Below are 17925 nucleotides of genomic sequence, written 5' to 3' on the forward strand. Positions count from 1 at the left end.
TCTTGGTTCTTGATAGTCCAGCGGGCGCGGGACGAAATTCTGCGTAAGTAGTTGCCGCAGTTTTGGTGTCTGGCCGGCAAAAATCAAGGGCTTGACTATGCTTATGTGACGATACCCTGATTACGTTTATTTCACACAAACCAGAGGTTGGATATGAATGCGCTGACAATCGCCAGCAAGGATCAGTTTTTTGAACAGTTGGCCGATGCGTTCTCAGAGAAGATTGCGAAGACCGAGGCAAAAAAGATCGCGGAATTCGCCCGACAGCATTATGCGCATGTTCCTCTCGAGGAATTGGTGAGTCGCCGGTTTTCGGATACCTATGGTGCGATGCTTTCGGCGTGGCAGTTTATCCAGAAACGTAATGCCGAGGCGACACCTGTTTCAGTATTCAATCCCGATCTGGAAAGCGACGGATGGCAGTCCACTCATACCGTTATTTTCATCCTGCACCCTGACATCCCGTTCCTGATTGATTCGCTACGAATTGCCATTAATCAGCGTGAGATCGGGACGCACTCGATTCAATACTCGATCCTGAATGTGCAGCGGGACAAGGATGGCAAGCTCAAGAAGTTGTTATCCACTAAAAAGGCGACGGCCGGCGCCGCCTACGAGTCGTTTATTGTCCTGGAGATAGACCGGCACAGCGCGCCGGAAGATCTGCGTAACCTTGAGGATGCCCTGCAGAATGTGCTCCACGAAGTGCGGATTGCCGTGGAGGACTTTCCGGTTGTCAAAAACAAGGTGAGTGAGATTCTTTCCGAACTCGAGGCCACGACGGCTGGCATCAGTGACGAAGGAAAGCAGGAGGCGAAGGCCTTCCTGCAGTGGTTGGTGGAAGATCACTTCACGTTCCTGGGCTATGACGAGTATGACTTCGCGAAGGACAAACAGGGCATGGTGGTCCGCCGGGTGGAAAATTCGGAGCTGGGTATTCTGCGGGTTAACAACGAGCGCCCTGACAAGGTTCGCCTGAATGAGCTGCCCCAGCGAACCCGGCACGAGATGACCCGCACGGACGATATCTTCATCTTTGCCAAGTCGGCCCAGCGTTCCCGGGTACATCGCCCGGCGTACCCTGATTACATCGCAGTCAAGAAATTCAACAGCAAAGGGGAAGTGGTTGGCGAGCGGCGGTTCCTGGGGCTGTACACGGCCCGGGTTTACAACGAGCGGCCGGATGAAATCCCCCTGCTGCGTCGGAAGTTCCAGAGTGTCATGAAACGTTCCGGTTTCCTGACCGACGACTACGCAGGCAAGGAGCTGGAGCAGATACTCACTCTGTATCCCCGAGACGAACTGTTCCAGATTGAAACCGACGAACTGTTGCGGGTGGCCAAGAGTATCCTGTACATCCAGGAGCGCCGTCGAATTGAGCTGTTCATGCGCGAAGACGTCTACGGCCAGTTCGTGACCTGTCTGGCGTTCTTCCCCCGTGATATCTACAACACCGAGCTGCGCTTGAAGGTTGAGCAGGTACTGCTGGACCGGCTGGAAGCGGAAGACATCGAATTCGTTACCCACTTCTCCGAATCGGTGCTGGCCCGTGTGCAGTTCACCATCCGGGTGCCACAGGTTGAAAACCGGCAGTTGCCGCTGGCGGAAATCCGGGACAAGGTCATTGAACTGGCGCAATCCTGGCGTGATGGCCTGTATGAGGCGCTAAGTGAAGCCTACGGAGAGGAATACGGTAACGAGATGTACCGGGTATGGGCCGGTGGCTTCCCGGCGAGCTATACCGATATGTTCTCTCCCCGGCGGGCGGCTATTGATTTGGAGCACATTGTCGCCTCGGCCCGTAACGATGACCTGGCCATGAGTTTTTACCGGGCGCTGGAGGAAGACGAGAGCACCCTGCACTTCAAGCTGTTCTATCCGGATGAGCCGCTACCCCTCTCGGATGTGATGCCGATTTTCGACAATCTTGGCTTCCGCGTCATCGGAGAGCACCCCTTCGAAGTCATCGACCGTACCGGCAAGACGGTATGGATTCACGATTTCACCCTGCAGGCCCATTCCGGCAGCGTGGTCGACATTCATCGCATTCGTCCGATCTTCGAGGAGCTTTTCCGCCGGGTATGGCACGGTGAGGCGGAGAACGACGCCTTCAACCGGATGATGCTGTCGTCCTACATGAGCTGGAGGGAAATCGCGCTGTTGCGGACTTATGCCCGCTATATGCGCCAGATCCGCTTCTCCAATAGCCAGACCTTTATCTCCAACACCCTGGTGAACCACGTCAGTCTGACCCGGACACTGTTGGAGCTGTTTGAGATCCGTTTCAATCCGGACCGGTTCCAGAGCCGGGGTAAGTGCGAAGCGGCCCAGCAGAAGCTGGAAATTGAGTTCAATGCCGGCCTTGATGAAGTTGAGAACCTCAGTGAAGACCGGGTGCTGCGGCTGTTCATGGAACTGATGCAGGCCACGTTACGCACCAATTATTACCAGCCCGATGCCGACGGTCAGCCGAAGCCTTACATCAGCGTGAAGTTTGACCCAACCCGGATACCGGACATGCCGTTGCCCATGCCCATGTTCGAGATCTTCGTTTACTCGCCGAGGGTTGAGGGTGTGCACTTGCGTGGCGGTAAAGTGGCCCGTGGTGGCCTGCGCTGGTCCGACCGTTTCGAGGACTATCGCACTGAGATTCTGGGCCTGGTCAAGGCCCAGCAGGTGAAGAATGCCGTCATCGTGCCTGTTGGCGCGAAAGGTGGTTTTGTGGCCAAGCGCCTGCCAGATCCTTCGGACCGCGAGGCGTTCCAGGCGGAGGGTATTGCTGCCTACAAAACATTCATTCGCGGGTTGCTGGATATCACTGACAATCTGGTGGATTCGGCCATTGAGCCGCCGCAGCGGGTTATTCGTCACGATGACGATGATCACTATCTGGTGGTTGCTGCGGACAAAGGCACGGCGACCTTCTCGGACATTGCCAACGGATTGGCGGCCGAATACGGCTTCTGGATGGGCGATGCGTTCGCCTCTGGTGGCAGTAATGGCTATGACCACAAGAAAATGGGCATCACCGCCCGGGGTGCCTGGGTGTCGGTTGAGCGGCACTTCCGCGAAATGGGCATCAACCCCGCGGTAGACGAATTTTCTGCCATTGGTATTGGCGACATGGCCGGCGACGTTTTCGGTAATGGATTGCTGTGCTCCGAGAAAACACGACTGGTAGCGGCGTTCAACCACATTCACATTTTCATCGATCCCAACCCGGATGCTGAAAAGAGCTTCAAGGAGCGTAAGCGGCTGTTTGAGTTACCCCGTTCAGCCTGGACCGATTACGATGCCAAGCTGATTTCCAAGGGGGGTGGCGTATTCAGCCGGAGCGCCAAGTCCATTCCGGTCAGCCTGGAGATGAAAAAACTGCTGGGTATCAAGGCCGACCGTGTGCCGCCCAATATGCTGATTAGCCACATTCTCAAGGCGGAAGTGGATCTGCTTTGGGTGGGTGGTATTGGCACCTATGTAAAATCTGCCTCTGAAAGCCACTCCGATGTAGGCGACAAAGCCAACGATGGCCTTCGAGTCAACGGCGGTGAGCTGCGCTGCAAGGTGGTCGGAGAGGGCGGTAACCTGGGCTTTACCCAGCTCGGGCGCATCGAATACGCCTTGAAAGGCGGTCGGCTGAATACCGATTTCATCGATAACTCTGGCGGTGTGGATTGCTCGGACCATGAAGTGAACATGAAGATCCTGCTCAACCGTGCGGTCGCCATGGGCGATCTCACCGGCAAGCAGCGCAATATCATGCTCGAAGAAATGACCGACGATGTTTCCGCATTGGTGCTCAAGAATAACTACCGCCAGACCCAGGCCATCAGCATCGCCAGTATCGATACGGCGCCACGCCTGGAAGAGTATCGCCGGCTGATGAATACCTTCGAAGGTCAGGGCAAGCTGAACCGGGATCTGGAGTTTCTGCCGGACGACGAAGCGTTGTCGGAACGCAAACTGGCCAAGAAGGGCCTGACCCGACCTGAATTGTCGGTGCTGATTTCCTATGTCAAAGGCGACCTGAAACAGACCTTGATTGACAGCGACCTGCCGGATGACCCGCTGCTGGCCGGGGAAATGTACAAGGTGTTCCCGAAGGAACTCACCAAGCGGTTTTCCTCAGAGCTTGGCGAGCACCAGTTGCGGCGGGAGATCATCGCGACGCAGATTGCCAACGATATGGTTAACCACATGGGTATCACCTTTGTCGAGCGGCTGAACCAGTCAACGGGCGCGGATGCGGCATCCATTGCCCTGGCCTGGATTATTGCCCGCGACGTCTTCCGCATTGACAACTGGTGGGACCGCATTGAAGCACTGGATTACCATGTGTCGGCCAGTTTGCAGATAGAACTGATGCAGGACCTGATGCGCCTGATGCGACGGGCTGTGCGCTGGCTGCTTCGCAATCGCCGGGCAGAGCTCAATATCCAGAGCCATATGGAACGCTTTGCCGACAGTGTCTGGGCGATCACGTCCAGCCTGCCAGAGTACCTGGGTGAGCAGGCGTGTGCCGTCTGGGAAAAACGCCATTCGGATTTGGCCAGTGCGGGCCTGCCAAAAGACCTTGCCCAGGTACTGGCTGGTACCGGGTATCTGTATTCATCCCTCGGCATTATTGAAGCTCAGGAGGCAACCGGTATGCCACTCAAAACCGTGGCCAACCTATACTATGACCTGGGTGAGCGGCTTGATCTGAACTGGTTCGCCAACTCGATTGCGGTGCTGACACCGAATTCCCATTGGCAGGCGCTGGCCCGTGAGAGCTTCCGGGAAGATCTGGATTGGCAGCAACGGGCCCTGACGACGGGCGTTCTTAAGCTGGCCAGAAAACCCGAGGATGTCATGGTCAGTGTGGACGCCTGGCAGGTGAAGCATCAGCCCATGATTGATCGCTGGAAAGCCATGCTGGCCGAGCTGAAGAGTGCCCGGGAGCCCGAATACGCAATGTTTTCAGTGGCTTTGCGGGAGCTGTTGGACCTGGCCCAGAGCACCATGCATCAGTCGCCCGAAGACGCCAAGACCAACTGACTATTGCGTTATGCCGTTGATTCCCGTTCAATCCCGGGCGGGAATCAATGCCGGGAGACGTGTGAATGCCACACCTGCAACATCTATTGGAGAAAAACCGTGCCTGGGCAGACGGCATCAAAGCGGGCGATCCGAAGTTTTTCGAGCGCCTGAAAAACCAGCAGGCACCGGAATATCTCTGGATCGGGTGTGCAGACAGCCGGGTGCCGGCCAACCAGATTGTCGATCTTATGCCGGGGGAATTGTTCGTACACCGCAATGTGGCGAACGTGGTGGTGCATACGGATTTTAATTGCCTGTCGGTGCTTCAGTTTGCGATTGACGTGCTGAAGGTCAAACACATCATGGTTGTTGGCCACTATGGTTGCGGTGGGGTGCGTGCAGCGCTGCTGAACGAGGGCTTTGGCCTGATTTCAAACTGGCTGCGCCATGTACAGGATGTTCGGGACCGCCACCAGTCCGTTCTGGATGCCTTGCCGACGGTTGAGGACCGGGTGGACCGCCTGTGCGAACTGAATGTGTTGGAACAAGTAGCCCACGTGTGCCAGAACAACATTCTCCTGGAGGCATGGCGCCGTGGCCAACCCCTGACCGTCCACGGGTTTGTCTACGATGTGGCCGATGGCCTGCTGCGTGACATGGGGCTGGCGATCACCGGTGAAGAGGAGCGGGAGAAGGTTCGTCAGAAAAATCTTCAGGCGCTGGTGGAGCGACCGGTTCGGTCAGGTCGTCAAAAAACATGACACCTTAAATGTCAAAAAGTGTCAAAGAATCGTGACGAGCGTCACTTGTTGACCCTTGGCGTCATCACAGATGGTCACCCCTGTGTTTGGTACAGTAGCTACTGTAGTAATGAGGGAGGTGACCATGAAAGAACTGATGCAAAAGGCCCTGAGTGCAATCGAAGCTCGCAGAAACGCGGGCACGGCTATGAGTCGCAATCGGCAGGACAGCAAGCGAAGCGAACCTCGCCCCCAGGAAGACTGGGGAATGTCACCGGAAGATGCACTGCGTGTTGGCACGGTTGCTCGATACAAGTAAGGCCTTCACCAGGTGCCCACTGGTGTTCTGATTTACCGTTCCGTTTCCCTTTCTGATAAAGCCCTGATGTGCCGCGATGGCAGACTCAGGGCTTTTTTCCGGTTAGCATAGCGCCTTTTACGATCTCCAACGGGCTTGCTATCCATGTCTGCACTGACCAATACCCACGACGTTCTTCTTCGTAACCGCGATCTGTTGCAGGGGCGGCTTGCCTTACTGGGTGTTACCGAGCCTCTTGTACTGTCTCAATGCGGTGACAGTGGTCTGGCCATGAGTGAGCATGCGGGCGTATACAGCGCACTGGCACAGCGGTCTGGCTGGCAGGCCTGTTTTGGCTACGACACCGATGGTCTGGCCGCTGCAGATTACGACACGGTTGTGGTTTTTCTGCCCAAGGCCCGGGCGGAGCTGGCTTTGCGCCTGACAATGGCTCGGTTTCTGGGTTGTGAAGGTGCCAGGTTGGTGTTGATTGGCGAGAAGAAAGAAGGCATCGGTGGGGCGGTCAAACAGTTCAACGAAGTGGCTTCCGATACGGGCAAGGTGGACAGTGCCCGGCATTGTCAGGTCTGGGTCGGCACAAATAGTCAGCCCCTGTCGGTGTTTGATATTCGTGAATGGATTAGCTGGAGCCAGCTCGAGTGTGCAGGCGTTGAAATCGCTGTGGCTGGGCTGCCGGGGGTATTCAGTGACGGGGAGCTGGATGCGGGCACGCGGATGCTGCTTGAAACCCTGGCGGAGTCGCCCTTGAAGGCGGAGCGCGTGCTCGACTTTGCTTGTGGTGCGGGCGTGATCGGTAGCTGGTTGCAGGGCTTTGCCAATCGGCATGGGCGCTCACCGGTGACGGTTGACGGCGTGGATGTCCAGGCCCAGGCTGTGCTTTGTGCCGAGGCCACCTATGCCAAGGCAGGCTCGCATGGCCAGATCTACGCTGCCGACGGGCTTTCGACCCTGGAAGGGCGGTGGCAGGCGGTAGTGACCAATCCGCCGTTCCACAGCGGGGTTAAAACCGACACGTCCATGACCGAGCAGTTTCTCCGGGATGTGGCCGGTCACCTGATGCCCGGAGGGGAGTTGCGACTGGTGGCAAACAGTTTTCTGCCCTATGAGGGTGACATCCAGCGGCATATCGGGCCGGTAGAGCGGCTGGCTCAGGATCGTCGCTTTACGGTTTATCGGGCTTTTCGCCGCGCCAGTGCCGGGTTGCGCCCATAAAAAAAGCCCCTGGGGTAAGGGGCAAAAGTGAATCTCCGGAAAAGTGCCGTTCGTCCGGGCATTAAGAGCCGGACGACGTAACCGGAAAGGGTGTTCGGCGTGAACAGCTCTAACTTAGGATTATTTTCTAGAGTAAACAGCCTAAAACCGGTCATTTTCATCAAACCTGAAACAGAGTGCCCAAAATGACAACCGCAACGTTAGAGTTCTCTGCTGGTCAGCGAGTGCTCTGTCGCCCCGGCGTGAGTGACCCGAACTTACGTGCCTGGGATGCAGCGGATGAGCTGCTTCTGGATGAAGCCCTACGCCGAGTGCACGCCGGCGATCGTGTGTTGGTGGTGGATGACCAGTTTGGCGCACTCACGCTCGGGTTGTCTGACTACGCACCGGTATCGGTGGCAGACAGCGCAGTTCTGGGGGGCGCATTGAGCGCTAACATCTCTTTGAATCCCGATATACCTTCCGCGGTACAGCTGGCCAGTTGGCTGAATCCACCGCAGGGGCCCTTTGACCTGATCGTCATGCGTGTGCCCCGTCAAAGCGAATACCTGGCGTGGCTGCTGCGCTGGGTGAATTCCGCACTGGCCGATAATGGCTGCCTGCTTGCCGGGGGCATGATCAAGCACCTTCCAGATCGCAGTGTTGATGTATTTGCCGAAGCCATGCCCACCGAAGCCGTTCTGCCGGCGCGCAAAAAGGCGCGTGTTGTGGTTTGTCGCCGGGGAGAGGCAAGCCTGGCGGGCTGGTCAGGGCTCTGGAAAGGTTATTCCGTTCCGGACGTTCCAGTCGCCGTGGAGGCCATGCCTGCGGTGTTTGCCCGGGACCGTCTGGACATTGGCACCCGTGAATTACTGCCACTTGTAGCCCCTGCCGTTGCCCGGCTCCCAAGTGGTGCCCGGGTACTGGATTTGGCTTGCGGCAACGGTATTCTAGGGTTGGCGGCACTGGCCTGCCGCGACGATATCCGTGTGGAATTTGCCGATGTGTCTGCCCAGGCTGTGGCGAGTGTACGGCATAACCTGAAGCGTTGCGGGTTTGAGGCAAGGGCCAGCGTCTGCCATGCCGACGGCGTCGACAGAGGCGCGGGAAACTATCAGCTGATTTTGCTCAACCCACCGTTTCATGAGGGTGGGGTAGTAAGCGATCACATTGCCTTGAGGCTATTCCGGGATGCTGCCCGGCACCTGGAACCCGAGGGCACCTTATTGATGGTGGGGAATCGCCACCTGGGCTATCATCGCTCCCTGAAACGCTATTTCAGCAGCGTGGTGCAGCGGGCGGCAAGCCCGCGTTTCGTCGTTTTTGAAGCCTGCCTGTGACCCCCTAGCTCCTTGCTGTCGGCGGCCGGTCGTAGCCAAGCCGGGCCAGGGTGTCTACGATGGTCTGGGTCTGGCTGTCTACCTCAATGTTCACCCTTTGCCCTTGTTCTGCGCTCCCGAACGTTGTGGCGCGCAGGGTTTCCGGAATCAGGTGCACGTTGAACCGGTTCTCCCGCACCTCGCCGATGGTCAGGCTGGCGCCGTTGATGGCAATGTAGCCCTTTGGGAACACATATTTTTCCCACTCGGCTGGAATCTCAAACCACAGTGTCACGTTGTTCTCCGGTCGGGCGATGTCGACCAGGGTGGCCGTGGTATGAATGTGGCCGCTGAGCAGATGTCCGCCGATTTCATCGCCAATGCGCGCTGCCCGTTCAAAGTTTACCGTATCTCCGGGGGATAACTCCCCAAGTGTGGTCAGGCGCAGGGTTTCCTGCATGGCGTCAAAATAAAGGCGGGTTCCGTCCTGGCGAGTGACTGTCAGGCAGGTTCCGTTAATGGCGACCGACGCCCCGATAGTTACTCCTTCAACCCGTGCCCCCGGAAAATCGATAACCAGAGTATTCAGGCCCGGTGATGCAATAATCTCGGTGACTTTGGCGATACCCTGAACAATACCGGTAAACATAGTGGTGCTCCTGAACCCTGTATGATGGAGCAAGGATACCGGTGGCCGGTGCGGTTGCCAAGGAAGCCCGGTGAACAAGGGTCGGCAAACAGGACATTCAAGAAGCGGACGCAATGGCCGATACTTGCAAAAGGAACGAACCGATAAGGTGGCCTCATGGCTGAGCAAACAGCACAGAATCTGACAGACGATGCCAATGCCCCGGGCGCGGTCCTGAGGCAGGGCCGTGCGGCTGATCCTGTGCCTGACGCCGCCGGATCTGCCTTGAATGCTGCTCAGCGTACCGCAGCTCTGCAGGCATCAGAGGCGGCGCGGGCGGAGTCTGATCGCCCCCCGGAGCCCGACGAGCAGGAGGCGGGTGATGATCAGGAAAACGAGGCAGAGCGCGAGCCACAGGGCGACATAGAGAAAGCGCTGGCAGAATCAAAGCAGCGCAAGCTAAGACTGATGCTGCGCCAGTGTGATCGGGTGCTGCTGATGGATTTCGACCTGTTGTCCATGTCTGACTGGCCAACCAACTATCAAATGGCTGCCGCCCGCCGGAGTCGCGACCTGTGGGTGTTCAGTGCACTGGTGGCCGCAACCATTTTTCTCTCCGGGCTCACCGGTTTCATCCCGGCCTGGATTGCCGGTGGTGGCTTTGGGGCCTTCGTTATCATCCTGTTGCTGGGCGTGCCGATTATTCGGCGGATCTACACTGAGAAGCCGTCCTATCTGGACCTTGTGGTTAAGCGGCAGCGCCTGCTGCGTGATGCCCGGAAGCACGTGGAGCATCTGGAAGGCAAGGAGGGGCTGGTTTGGCAATGCGCCAGAATGGCGGAGTATAACCCTGCACTGAAGCATCCCAGGTTCAGCGATATTATCCGCTTGAGTGAACAGCGGGTTCTGGCCAGGCAGCTTGTCCGACGGGAGTATGTGCGCCTGTATCTGATTTACATGCTGGAAGCGGAAAAGGCATACAGCCGGGTTCAGCAGGCGTTTTTCGATGGTAATCAGGAAGCCATCGATAGGGGTTGGCAGTCTGTTGCCGCGGTGCCCGCCGAGCGAACTTGACATGGCGAGTCTTCAAACGTATGTTTCAAACAGACGTTTGCTAGAGGCACTGAAAACAACATGGCGCAGTCTGATACCGTTGACCGCATACTCGACGCTGCTGAGGAGCTGTTTGCCGAGCGGGGGTTCTCCGAAACATCACTCCGGATGATCACCAGTAAGGCTAAAGTAAATCTGGCCGCTGTCAATTATCACTTTGGGTCTAAAAACGCGTTGATCCACGCGGTTTTCGCCCGATTTCTGACGCCATTTTCGGCGACTCTGGAAACCGCCTTCGACGACCTGGAAGAGCGGTGTGACGGCAATCCCCCCACGCTAAACCAGACCCTCTGGGCGCTTACTGAGAGTGCCATACGGATGCCACAGCGCAATGAGCGTGGCATTTCCATCTTCATGCGCCTGTTGGGCCTGGCCTACACCCAGTCCCAGGGCCATCTGCGAAAGTTTCTGGAGCAGGAATACAGCCAGCCGTTTGGCCGGTTCATGCGACTGCTCAAGGAAGCCACTCCGGAGCTCACCGCGGTAGATCGTTATTGGCGCATACAGTTTATGCTGGGGGCCACTGCGTTCACCATGTCCAGCAGTGATGCCTTGCGGGATATCCTGCAGAACAAACTGGGCGTTGAAACCTCCGTGCAGGAGATTGCTGCCAGGCTGGTGCCATTCCTGGCAGCCGGCATGCAAGCACCCGATAAATTGCTGACTCCGCCACCTGAGAGCAAAGTCTCTGTTGCCTGAGGTTCCCCGCCTCGGGTAGGCTTCCCTCTGGTTTTTAACCGGAGGGAGCCGTGCCCCCTGTACACACACCATCCAGCCCGATCTCGCACATTGAGATTTCCATCACCGACCAGACCCTGGTGCTGGTGGATTCCGGCGGGCGGGCGTTGGCCCGTTACCGGATATCCACTGCCCTGAATGGACCCGGAGAGCGTAACGCCAGCGGTTGCACGCCTCGCGGTGAACACTATGTGCGGGCCATGATTGGCCGCGGCCTGCCGCTGAACACGGTGTTTATCGCGCGCAGGCCCACCGGTGAACGTTATTCGCCGGAGTTGGCCGCGGCGCACCCGGACAGGGACTGGATCCTGTCCCGCATTCTCTGGCTGTGCGGCCGTGAATGGGGGCGTAATCGTGGGCTAGGGGTCGATACGTTTCGCCGCTTTATCTACATCCATGGCACTCCGGATACCGAGCCTATGGGCGTTGCCCGCTCCCATGGATGCATTCGCATGCGCAATCAGGACGTTGCGGACCTGTTTGAACGCGTTGCGCCGGGCACACGGGTCTTGATTCTTTAATTACTGACGTTCAGAGGGATACGATGATCGGAGAAACATTAAGCATTTTGAACAGCTGGATAAAAGATTTCGGAATGCTTTCGGAAGGGTGGCGTGCCGGTATTCTGATCTTCATGCTGGTGTTTGCGACGGCCACTGCCGCATTCATTGCATCCCGCGTGATCGTTGCCCTGGAGAACAAATTCAGTGCCACCCGTAATCTCTGGGACGACGCTGTGCTCCATGCCGCCCGCAAGCCGGTTGTGGCGTTTATCTGGCTGCAGGGGGTCTATTGGGCAGCAGAGGTTGCCCACCACTTCTCCGATGCTGAAATCTTCAAGGCGAACGGTACGCTGTTGCAGATCGGATTTGTCTGGGTCTTGGTCTGGGCCATGCTCAGGCTGGTCAAAGAAGCGGAGAAGATTCTCACCTCGCCCATGAAAATGCGCAAACCGATGGACTACACCACGGTGAACGCAATCAGCAAACTGCTGAGGGCGGTGGTCATCATCACGGCGGTTCTGACCGCATTGCAGACCCTGGGCTTCAGCATCTCCGGGGTTCTTGCCTTTGGTGGTGTGGGTGGTATTGCCGTGGGTTTTGCGGCGAAAGACCTGCTGGCCAACTTCTTTGGTGGCTTTATCATCCATCTGGACCGCCCCTTTAAAGTGGGCGACTGGGTGCGTTCCCCGGACAGGAATATTGAGGGTACGGTGGAGCACATCGGCTGGCGCCTGACGACCATTCGTACGTTCGACAAGCGCCCGCTCTACGTTCCCAATGCGGCCTTCACTACCATTGCGGTGGAGAATCCGTCCCGGATGACCAACCGCCGTATCTCGGAAACCATCGGCATTCGCTACGCAGACGTCCACTCCATGAAGAAAATCGTGGATGAAATACGTGACATGCTCAAGAATCATGAAGACATTGCGGCCGATGAGACGCTGATTGTGAATTTCCTGGCCTTCAATGCGTCATCGCTCGACATTATGGTTTATGCCTTTACCAAGACTACCCAATGGGTCCGGTTCCACGAGGTCAAAGAGGATGTTCTGCTGAAGATCAGTGACATCATTGAAAGCCATGGCGCCGAAGTGGCCTTCCCGACACGTACCCTGCACCTGCCAGACGGCGTGAAAGTCAGCGGCGACAATCAGGAGCAGTCAGCGTCTGAGCCAGCCAGAGAGGATGGCCGGGGGCAGGATTCAGGAACACAGGCGGAGAAACAGAATGACAGCAGTCGCTGATAGCAAGCCGGTTGGTATCATTGGTGGGACCGGGCTGACCAGTCTCAGTGATCTCACCATTGTGGGCGAGGAAACCGTCTCCACCCGCTGGGGGGAGCCGTCTTCCGCTCTGGTTCATGGCGTGCTGGGGCAACAGAAGGTGATTTTTCTGTCCCGACACGGTAACCCGCACCGGATTCCGCCCCATCAGGTGAACTACCGGGCCAATATCCAGGCGCTCTATGATGCCGGCGTCCGAACCCTGGTGGGTGTCAACGCCGTTGGCGGTATTCACCCTGACATGGGGCCGGCCCATGTGGTTATTCCCGATCAACTGATTGACTACACCTGGGGGCGGCCGAGTACCTTCTTTGAAGGCGAGCTGGAGCACGTCACTCACATTGATTTCACCTGGCCTTATGACCGGGAAGCCCGGGAGCTACTGGTTGCCACGGCACGGGAGGCGGCCGTGCCGTTCTCGGACTTTGGTGTGTATGGCGCCACCCAGGGGCCGCGGCTTGAAACGGCAGCAGAGATACGCCGAATGGAGCGTGATGGCTGTGATATCGTGGGTATGACCGGCATGCCGGAAGCGGTGCTGGCGGCGGAACTGGGGATGCGTTACGTGAGTCTGGGCCTGGTGGTGAACTGGGCGGCGGGCAAATCCGACCACATCATTACCATGGCCGAGATTGAAGAGGCCATTGAGCAGGGGATGTCCGGGGTTCGGTTGATCCTTGAGCGCTCAATGGCCGGTCTTGGTCAGCTTGAGGTGCTCATTCCACCCGCTTGAAGAACACCAGTACGCCGATCGTGGGGGAGTCGATGAAGTGGATTTCCTCACTGCGCATGCGGCGGGTTTCCCTGATCCAGGTGACCAGTTGAAGTGGAGAAGCCGGCGTGGTTGCCTCGGACAGGCCGAAGCTTGCGCCGCCTTCTGTGCCTGGCCATGAGTCTGATGCTTCGGAGGCGTCAGGTTCCATGGCGTCTTCTGAAACATTCTGTGTTACTTGTCTAACTCGCGGCGTGCTCTCGTCAATCATCCAGTGATTCAGATGAATGCCCACGTGCAGGAATCGTTGCCGGTCAATGGTGATATGGCCTTCCACGGCTCGCTGGCCCGCGTCCGGCAGCCAGTCTCCCAACGCAATCTCAAGGGGCTCGCCGTCGTAATTGGGCGGAAACGTCTGGTACCAGCCGGTGGCTGCCAGTACCCGATAGTTGCCGCTGTTTTCAAGGCGTCGGGCCGCCTGATTCAGGTGCAGCTCGCTCTGCGGTACCAGTTGCAGATCGGATTGCCGGCGGCCGTCGGCCTGATCCACCCACAGGGCTTTGTCGGGCCGAATGGTGGGCTCAACCGGTTTGCCAGCCATCTTCTCTTCAATACCGGACGGGTCAACCAGCCGCTCCAGAATAATGAACTCGGCCCGGTAGTAGTCGCGGGGTGCGTTGCCTGACTGGCTTTGGGCCATCAGGACGGTCGGGGCGAGCATGAAGGCCGCTGCCAGAAGGGCACCGATCACTGTGTGCCGTAAACAGAAATGCTGGGCTTGCAAGAGTCTTACTCCACCTGAGTCATTGTTTGCTCACGACGCCTTGGCTGGCTTGTTGCCCGGCGTCAATTCCGTGAGCATGGCTGCAATGGCGTCGAGTTTACCACTGGTTGAATCATCATTCAGCCGGAAGCGGAAGCTGTTGGCGCCTTCCAGCCTGTAGGTGTCCGGTGCGGATTGCACTTTTTTAACCAGCACCAGAGGGTCCACCGGTGTGGTTGCACCGAACTCCAGTCGCACCCATTCCTTGCCAGCGTCCACTTTTCCGATGCCCAGAGCCTCGGCTTTCAAACGCAGCCGGGTCTGGTTGATCAGATTCTTGGCCGGTTCCGGTAATAATCCGAAGCGGTCGATCATCTCAACCTGAAGTTCTTTTAATTCATCTTCGGTCTGCACGCTGGCAATGCGCTTGTACAGCATCAGGCGGTTGTGCACATCGGGCAGGTAGTCGTCGGGAATCAATGCCGGGATGCGCAGGTTCATTTCGGTGCCGTGGCTCAACGGCAGTTCCGCATTCGGGGTACGGCCCTCGCGAATGGCTTTTACCGCCTCATCCAGCAACTGCATGTAGAGGGTGAAACCAATACTTTCAATTTGCCCGCTCTGTTCCTCGCCCAGCAGCTCGCCGGCGCCCCGGATTTCCAGGTCGTGGGTGGCCAGCATGAAGCCGGCGCCCAGGTCCTGGGCTTCGGCGATGGCGTCCAGGCGTTTCTTGGCATCGTTGGAGATGCTTTTCGGTGGTGGCGTCAGCAGGTAGGCGTAGGCCTGGTGGTGGGACCGGCCAACCCGGCCGCGCAATTGGTGCAGCTGGGCCAGGCCAAACTTGTCGGCTCTCTCGATGATGATGGTGTTGGCGCTGGGAATGTCGATGCCGGTTTCCACAATGGTGGTGCACACCAGCACGTTGAAACGCTTGTGGTAAAAGTCTGACATGATCTGTTCCAGCTGCCGTTCTCGCATCTGGCCGTGGGCCACGCCCACCCTGGCTTCCGGGATCAGCCGGCGCAAGTCTTCGGCGGTTTTCTCGATGGTCGACACATCGTTATGCAGAAAATACACCTGACCGCCCCGCAGGATTTCCCGCAGGATGGCTTCTTTTACCATAGCCTCTTCACGCTGACGTACGAAGGTTTTCACCGACAACCGGCGGGCCGGGGGCGTGGCGATGATCGACAGGTCCCGCAGGTGCCCCATGGCCATGTTCAGGGTTCTCGGAATTGGCGTAGCGGTCAGCGTGAGCATATCGACCTCCGCCCGCAGGGATTTAAGCCGTTCTTTCTGCTGAACACCGAACCGGTGCTCCTCATCAATAATGACCAGGCCCAGGTTCTTGAACCTCACATCGCCTTGCAGCAATTTGTGGGTGCCGATCACGATGTCTGCCTTGCCTTCCTCAATAGCAGCCATGGCTTTAGTGGTCTGGCTGCCGCTTCGGAAACGGCTGAGCAGTTCCACGGTGACCGGGGTGTCGGAAAAACGATCCCGGAAGGATTCGTAATGCTGCTGGGCGAGCAGGGTAGTGGGTACCAGCACGGCCACCTGCTTGCCGGACCAGGTGGCCAGGAAGGCCGCACGCATGGCTACCTCGGTTTTGCCGAAACCCACATCACCGCACACCAGACGGTCCATGGGGCGTTCGCCTGTCATGTCGTCGAACACCGACTGAATGGCCACTTGCTGGTCCGGCGTTTCCTCGAACGGGAAGCCTGCGGCGAACGCCCGGTAGGCCTCTTTCGGGTCTTCAAACTGGAAGCCTTTGCGGGCTTCGCGGCGGGCGTAAACGTCCAGCAGCTCGGCGGCGGTATCGCGTATCTTCTCCAGGGCCTTTTGTTTGGCATTGCTCCAGCGGTCGGTGCCGAGCTTGTGCAGGGGCGCGTGCTCTTCGTCGGTGCCGGCGTAGCGGGAAATCAGGTGCAGGCTGGAAACGGGAACATAGAGTTTTGAGCCACCGGCGTATTCCAGGGTCAGGAACTCGTCGGCCTGGCCGCCGGCGTTGATGGTTTCCAGGCCTTTGTAACGGCCCACGCCATGGTCAATATGCACCACCGGCGAGCCGATACGCAGTTCGGACAGGTCCCGGTAACCGTGGTCGTCCACTTCCGTGGGCTTTTCACGCCGGCGTCGCTGCAGAACCCGTTCGCCGAACAGGGCGGTTTCGGTAATCAGGGCGAGGTTCTGCTCCGGTAGCACCATTCCCTGTTCCATCGGCGCGATGGTGATGGCCAGGGTCGCGCTGTCACTTTCAGTGAATGCCTGCCAGCCGCTGAGGGTGACAGGCTTTAGCTTGTGATCCCGCAGGTTCTCGATCAGGGCTTCGCGCCGACCGGAAGATTCGGCGCAAATCAGCACGCGGCCCGGGAATTCCTTGATAAAGCGTTTGAGCCGCCCGGCCGGGTCCGCGGCCCGGCCATCCATGGCCACGTCCGGTAGCGGTGTGGCGCCGCAATTGGCAGTACCGGCGCCGTCCATGGCGTCGGGAGTGCAGGTGATGCGCGGGTATTGCTTGATCTGGCCAAACACTTCGTCCTGTAGCAGGAAAAGCTCGGCCGGTGGCAGAATCGGTCGCAGCCGGTCGTGCCGGCGGTCCTCGTGCCTGGCGCGGGTTTCCGCATCGAAAGCCGCAACAGCATCGTTCAGGCCATCTGCGGTAAACACCAGTGTGGTGGCCGGCAGGTAATCGAACAGAGTGGCGGTCTGGTCAAAGAACAATGGCAGGTAATACTCGATGCCTGGCGGGGTAATGCCGTTGCTGACGTCCTGATAGACCGGAGCGTCTTTGTCGGCATGGGGGAAGTGTTCAAACCAACGATTGCGGAAGCCGGAGCGGGCCTCCTTGTGCCAGGGGAACTCATGGGCTGGCAGCAGTTCGATCTGTTCGATTCGGTCAATGGAGCGCTGGGTTTCCGGGTCAAACGTGCGCAAGGTTTCGATTTCGTCGTCGAACAGGTCAATCCGGTAGGGCAGGTTGGAGCCCATGGGGTAGATGTCCAGAATCGCCCCGCGCACGGCATATTCACCGTGCTCATACACATTTTCAGCGTGGTGATATCCCGCAGCCTCCAGTTGCATTCGCCAGCTGTCGATATTTAGGCTCTGGCCTACTTTTAATAGCAGGGTGTTGCCTTGTAGGTAACTTGGCGGCGCCAGCCGATGCATCAGGGTGCGGGCGGGCACCACCAGAATACCGTGGCGTGTGGATGGCAACCGGTGCAGGGTGCGGATACGCCTGGAAGTAATGTCCTGGTGGGGTGAAAACAGGTCGTAGGGCAGGGTTTCCCAGTCCGGCAGCGACAACAGTTCGAGGCCGTCTGCGGTCACCGTAGCGCCGTCTTCTTCCGGTGGCAGGTTCAGGAAAAACCGGATGGCTTGCTCCAGGCGGATGGCCTCATCGGTGCTTCGGGTAACCACTAGCGTTAGCCCTTTATGCAGCTTGGCGCTCTCGCAGATGGCCAGGGCGTCACTGCAACCGTGAAGCTGGCCCCATTTGCGGTGGTCGGCGCTTTTATCCGGCAGCGTCGGGGCAATCAACGGGGCGGGTGAGGCCGCACGGGCGGAACCTTGGGGCATGAGCTGTCAAAT

Annotated in this window: 13 protein-coding genes; 10 read left to right on the forward strand and 3 right to left on the reverse strand. The window is 58.1% G+C overall.

From position 1 onward, the window contains the following. The first annotated feature begins 153 nt into the window (after nucleotides 1-153). The 5 genes from J122_RS08470 (at nucleotide 154) to J122_RS08485 (ending at nucleotide 8606) form a co-directional block, all read left to right on the forward strand. Nucleotides 154-5034, forward strand: coding sequence for an NAD-glutamate dehydrogenase (locus J122_RS08470; protein WP_061331842.1), 4881 nt, complete (start codon nucleotides 154-156; stop codon nucleotides 5032-5034). Nucleotides 5035-5099: 65 nt separating this feature from the next. After that, entirely contained in the window at nucleotides 5100-5777 is a 678-nt protein-coding gene (gene can, locus J122_RS08475) for a carbonate dehydratase (RefSeq protein WP_061331843.1), read from the forward strand. A gap of 124 nt (nucleotides 5778-5901) precedes the next feature. Next, entirely contained in the window at nucleotides 5902-6075 is a 174-nt protein-coding gene (locus tag J122_RS23645; protein ID WP_171040020.1) for a hypothetical protein, read from the forward strand. A gap of 144 nt (nucleotides 6076-6219) precedes the next feature. Continuing rightward, nucleotides 6220-7287 carry a class I SAM-dependent methyltransferase gene (locus J122_RS08480; RefSeq protein ID WP_061331844.1) on the forward strand — a complete coding sequence of 356 codons (1068 nt, stop codon included), beginning with the start codon at nucleotides 6220-6222 and terminating at the stop codon, nucleotides 7285-7287. 185 nt (nucleotides 7288-7472) lie between these two features. Further along, complete coding sequence (locus J122_RS08485) at nucleotides 7473-8606, forward strand: class I SAM-dependent methyltransferase (protein WP_061331845.1); 1134 nt, start codon at nucleotides 7473-7475, stop codon at nucleotides 8604-8606. Between the two features lie 4 nt (nucleotides 8607-8610). On the opposite strand, the gene J122_RS08490 is transcribed toward J122_RS08485, so the two are convergent. Next, nucleotides 8611-9234, reverse strand: a complete 624-nt coding sequence (locus J122_RS08490; RefSeq protein ID WP_061331846.1) for a riboflavin synthase — start codon at nucleotides 9232-9234, stop codon at nucleotides 8611-8613. Between the two features lie 156 nt (nucleotides 9235-9390). Between J122_RS08490 and J122_RS08495 the strand changes: the two genes are divergently transcribed. The 5 genes from J122_RS08495 to J122_RS08515 are packed head-to-tail and all read left to right on the forward strand — an operon-like array spanning nucleotide 9391 to nucleotide 13586. Beyond that, complete coding sequence (locus J122_RS08495; RefSeq protein ID WP_061331847.1) at nucleotides 9391-10287, forward strand: hypothetical protein; 897 nt, start codon at nucleotides 9391-9393, stop codon at nucleotides 10285-10287. 60 nt (nucleotides 10288-10347) lie between these two features. Next, entirely contained in the window at nucleotides 10348-11025 is a 678-nt protein-coding gene (locus J122_RS08500; RefSeq protein ID WP_061331848.1) for a TetR/AcrR family transcriptional regulator, read from the forward strand. 50 nt (nucleotides 11026-11075) lie between these two features. Further along, on the forward strand, nucleotides 11076-11585 hold the full coding sequence (locus J122_RS08505; RefSeq protein ID WP_061331849.1) for a L,D-transpeptidase: 510 nt from the start codon (nucleotides 11076-11078) through the stop codon (nucleotides 11583-11585). A 23-nt stretch (nucleotides 11586-11608) separates the two neighbouring features. Then, nucleotides 11609-12814 carry a mechanosensitive ion channel family protein gene (locus tag J122_RS08510; RefSeq protein WP_061331850.1) on the forward strand — a complete coding sequence of 402 codons (1206 nt, stop codon included), beginning with the start codon at nucleotides 11609-11611 and terminating at the stop codon, nucleotides 12812-12814. Further along, nucleotides 12798-13586 (forward strand): S-methyl-5'-thioinosine phosphorylase, encoded by a 789-nt coding sequence (locus tag J122_RS08515; protein ID WP_061331851.1) that lies wholly within the window; start codon nucleotides 12798-12800, stop codon nucleotides 13584-13586. The genes J122_RS08510 and J122_RS08515 overlap by 17 nt, the downstream gene beginning before the upstream one ends. Here J122_RS08515 and J122_RS08520 read toward each other — a convergent pair. Together J122_RS08520 and mfd are read right to left on the reverse strand one after the other, a co-directional pair. Then, the gene (locus J122_RS08520; RefSeq protein ID WP_061331852.1) at nucleotides 13570-14349 is read right to left on the reverse strand and encodes a CsiV family protein; all 780 of its coding nucleotides are present in this window, start codon (nucleotides 14347-14349) and stop codon (nucleotides 13570-13572) included. The two genes, J122_RS08515 and J122_RS08520, sit on opposite strands and share 17 nt — an antisense overlap. Nucleotides 14350-14379: 30 nt before the next feature. Beyond that, nucleotides 14380-17913 (reverse strand): transcription-repair coupling factor, encoded by a 3534-nt coding sequence (gene mfd, locus J122_RS08525; protein WP_061331853.1) that lies wholly within the window; start codon nucleotides 17911-17913, stop codon nucleotides 14380-14382. Nucleotides 17914-17925: the final 12 nt, after the last annotated feature.

Origin of the sequence: Marinobacter excellens LAMA 842 (genome assembly GCF_001574445.1) — a bacterium.
Taxonomy (GTDB): Bacteria; Pseudomonadota; Gammaproteobacteria; order Pseudomonadales; family Oleiphilaceae; genus Marinobacter; species Marinobacter shengliensis.

Excerpts from the sequence above, each read along its gene's own strand:
- mfd (WP_061331853.1), bottom strand. The coding sequence starts at position 17,913 with ATGCCCCAAGGTTCCGCCCGTGCGGCCTCACCCGCCCCGTTGATTGCC.
- J122_RS08515 (WP_061331851.1), top strand. The coding sequence starts at position 12,798 with ATGACAGCAGTCGCTGATAGCAAGCCGGTTGGTATCATTGGTGGGACC.
- J122_RS23645 (WP_171040020.1), top strand. The coding sequence starts at position 5,902 with ATGAAAGAACTGATGCAAAAGGCCCTGAGTGCAATCGAAGCTCGCAGA.
- J122_RS08500 (WP_061331848.1), top strand. The coding sequence starts at position 10,348 with ATGGCGCAGTCTGATACCGTTGACCGCATACTCGACGCTGCTGAGGAG.
- J122_RS08480 (WP_061331844.1), top strand. The coding sequence starts at position 6,220 with ATGTCTGCACTGACCAATACCCACGACGTTCTTCTTCGTAACCGCGAT.
- can (WP_061331843.1), top strand. The coding sequence starts at position 5,100 with ATGCCACACCTGCAACATCTATTGGAGAAAAACCGTGCCTGGGCAGAC.
- J122_RS08490 (WP_061331846.1), bottom strand. The coding sequence starts at position 9,234 with ATGTTTACCGGTATTGTTCAGGGTATCGCCAAAGTCACCGAGATTATT.
- J122_RS08470 (WP_061331842.1), top strand. The coding sequence starts at position 154 with ATGAATGCGCTGACAATCGCCAGCAAGGATCAGTTTTTTGAACAGTTG.
- J122_RS08495 (WP_061331847.1), top strand. The coding sequence starts at position 9,391 with ATGGCTGAGCAAACAGCACAGAATCTGACAGACGATGCCAATGCCCCG.
- J122_RS08510 (WP_061331850.1), top strand. The coding sequence starts at position 11,609 with ATGATCGGAGAAACATTAAGCATTTTGAACAGCTGGATAAAAGATTTC.
- J122_RS08485 (WP_061331845.1), top strand. The coding sequence starts at position 7,473 with ATGACAACCGCAACGTTAGAGTTCTCTGCTGGTCAGCGAGTGCTCTGT.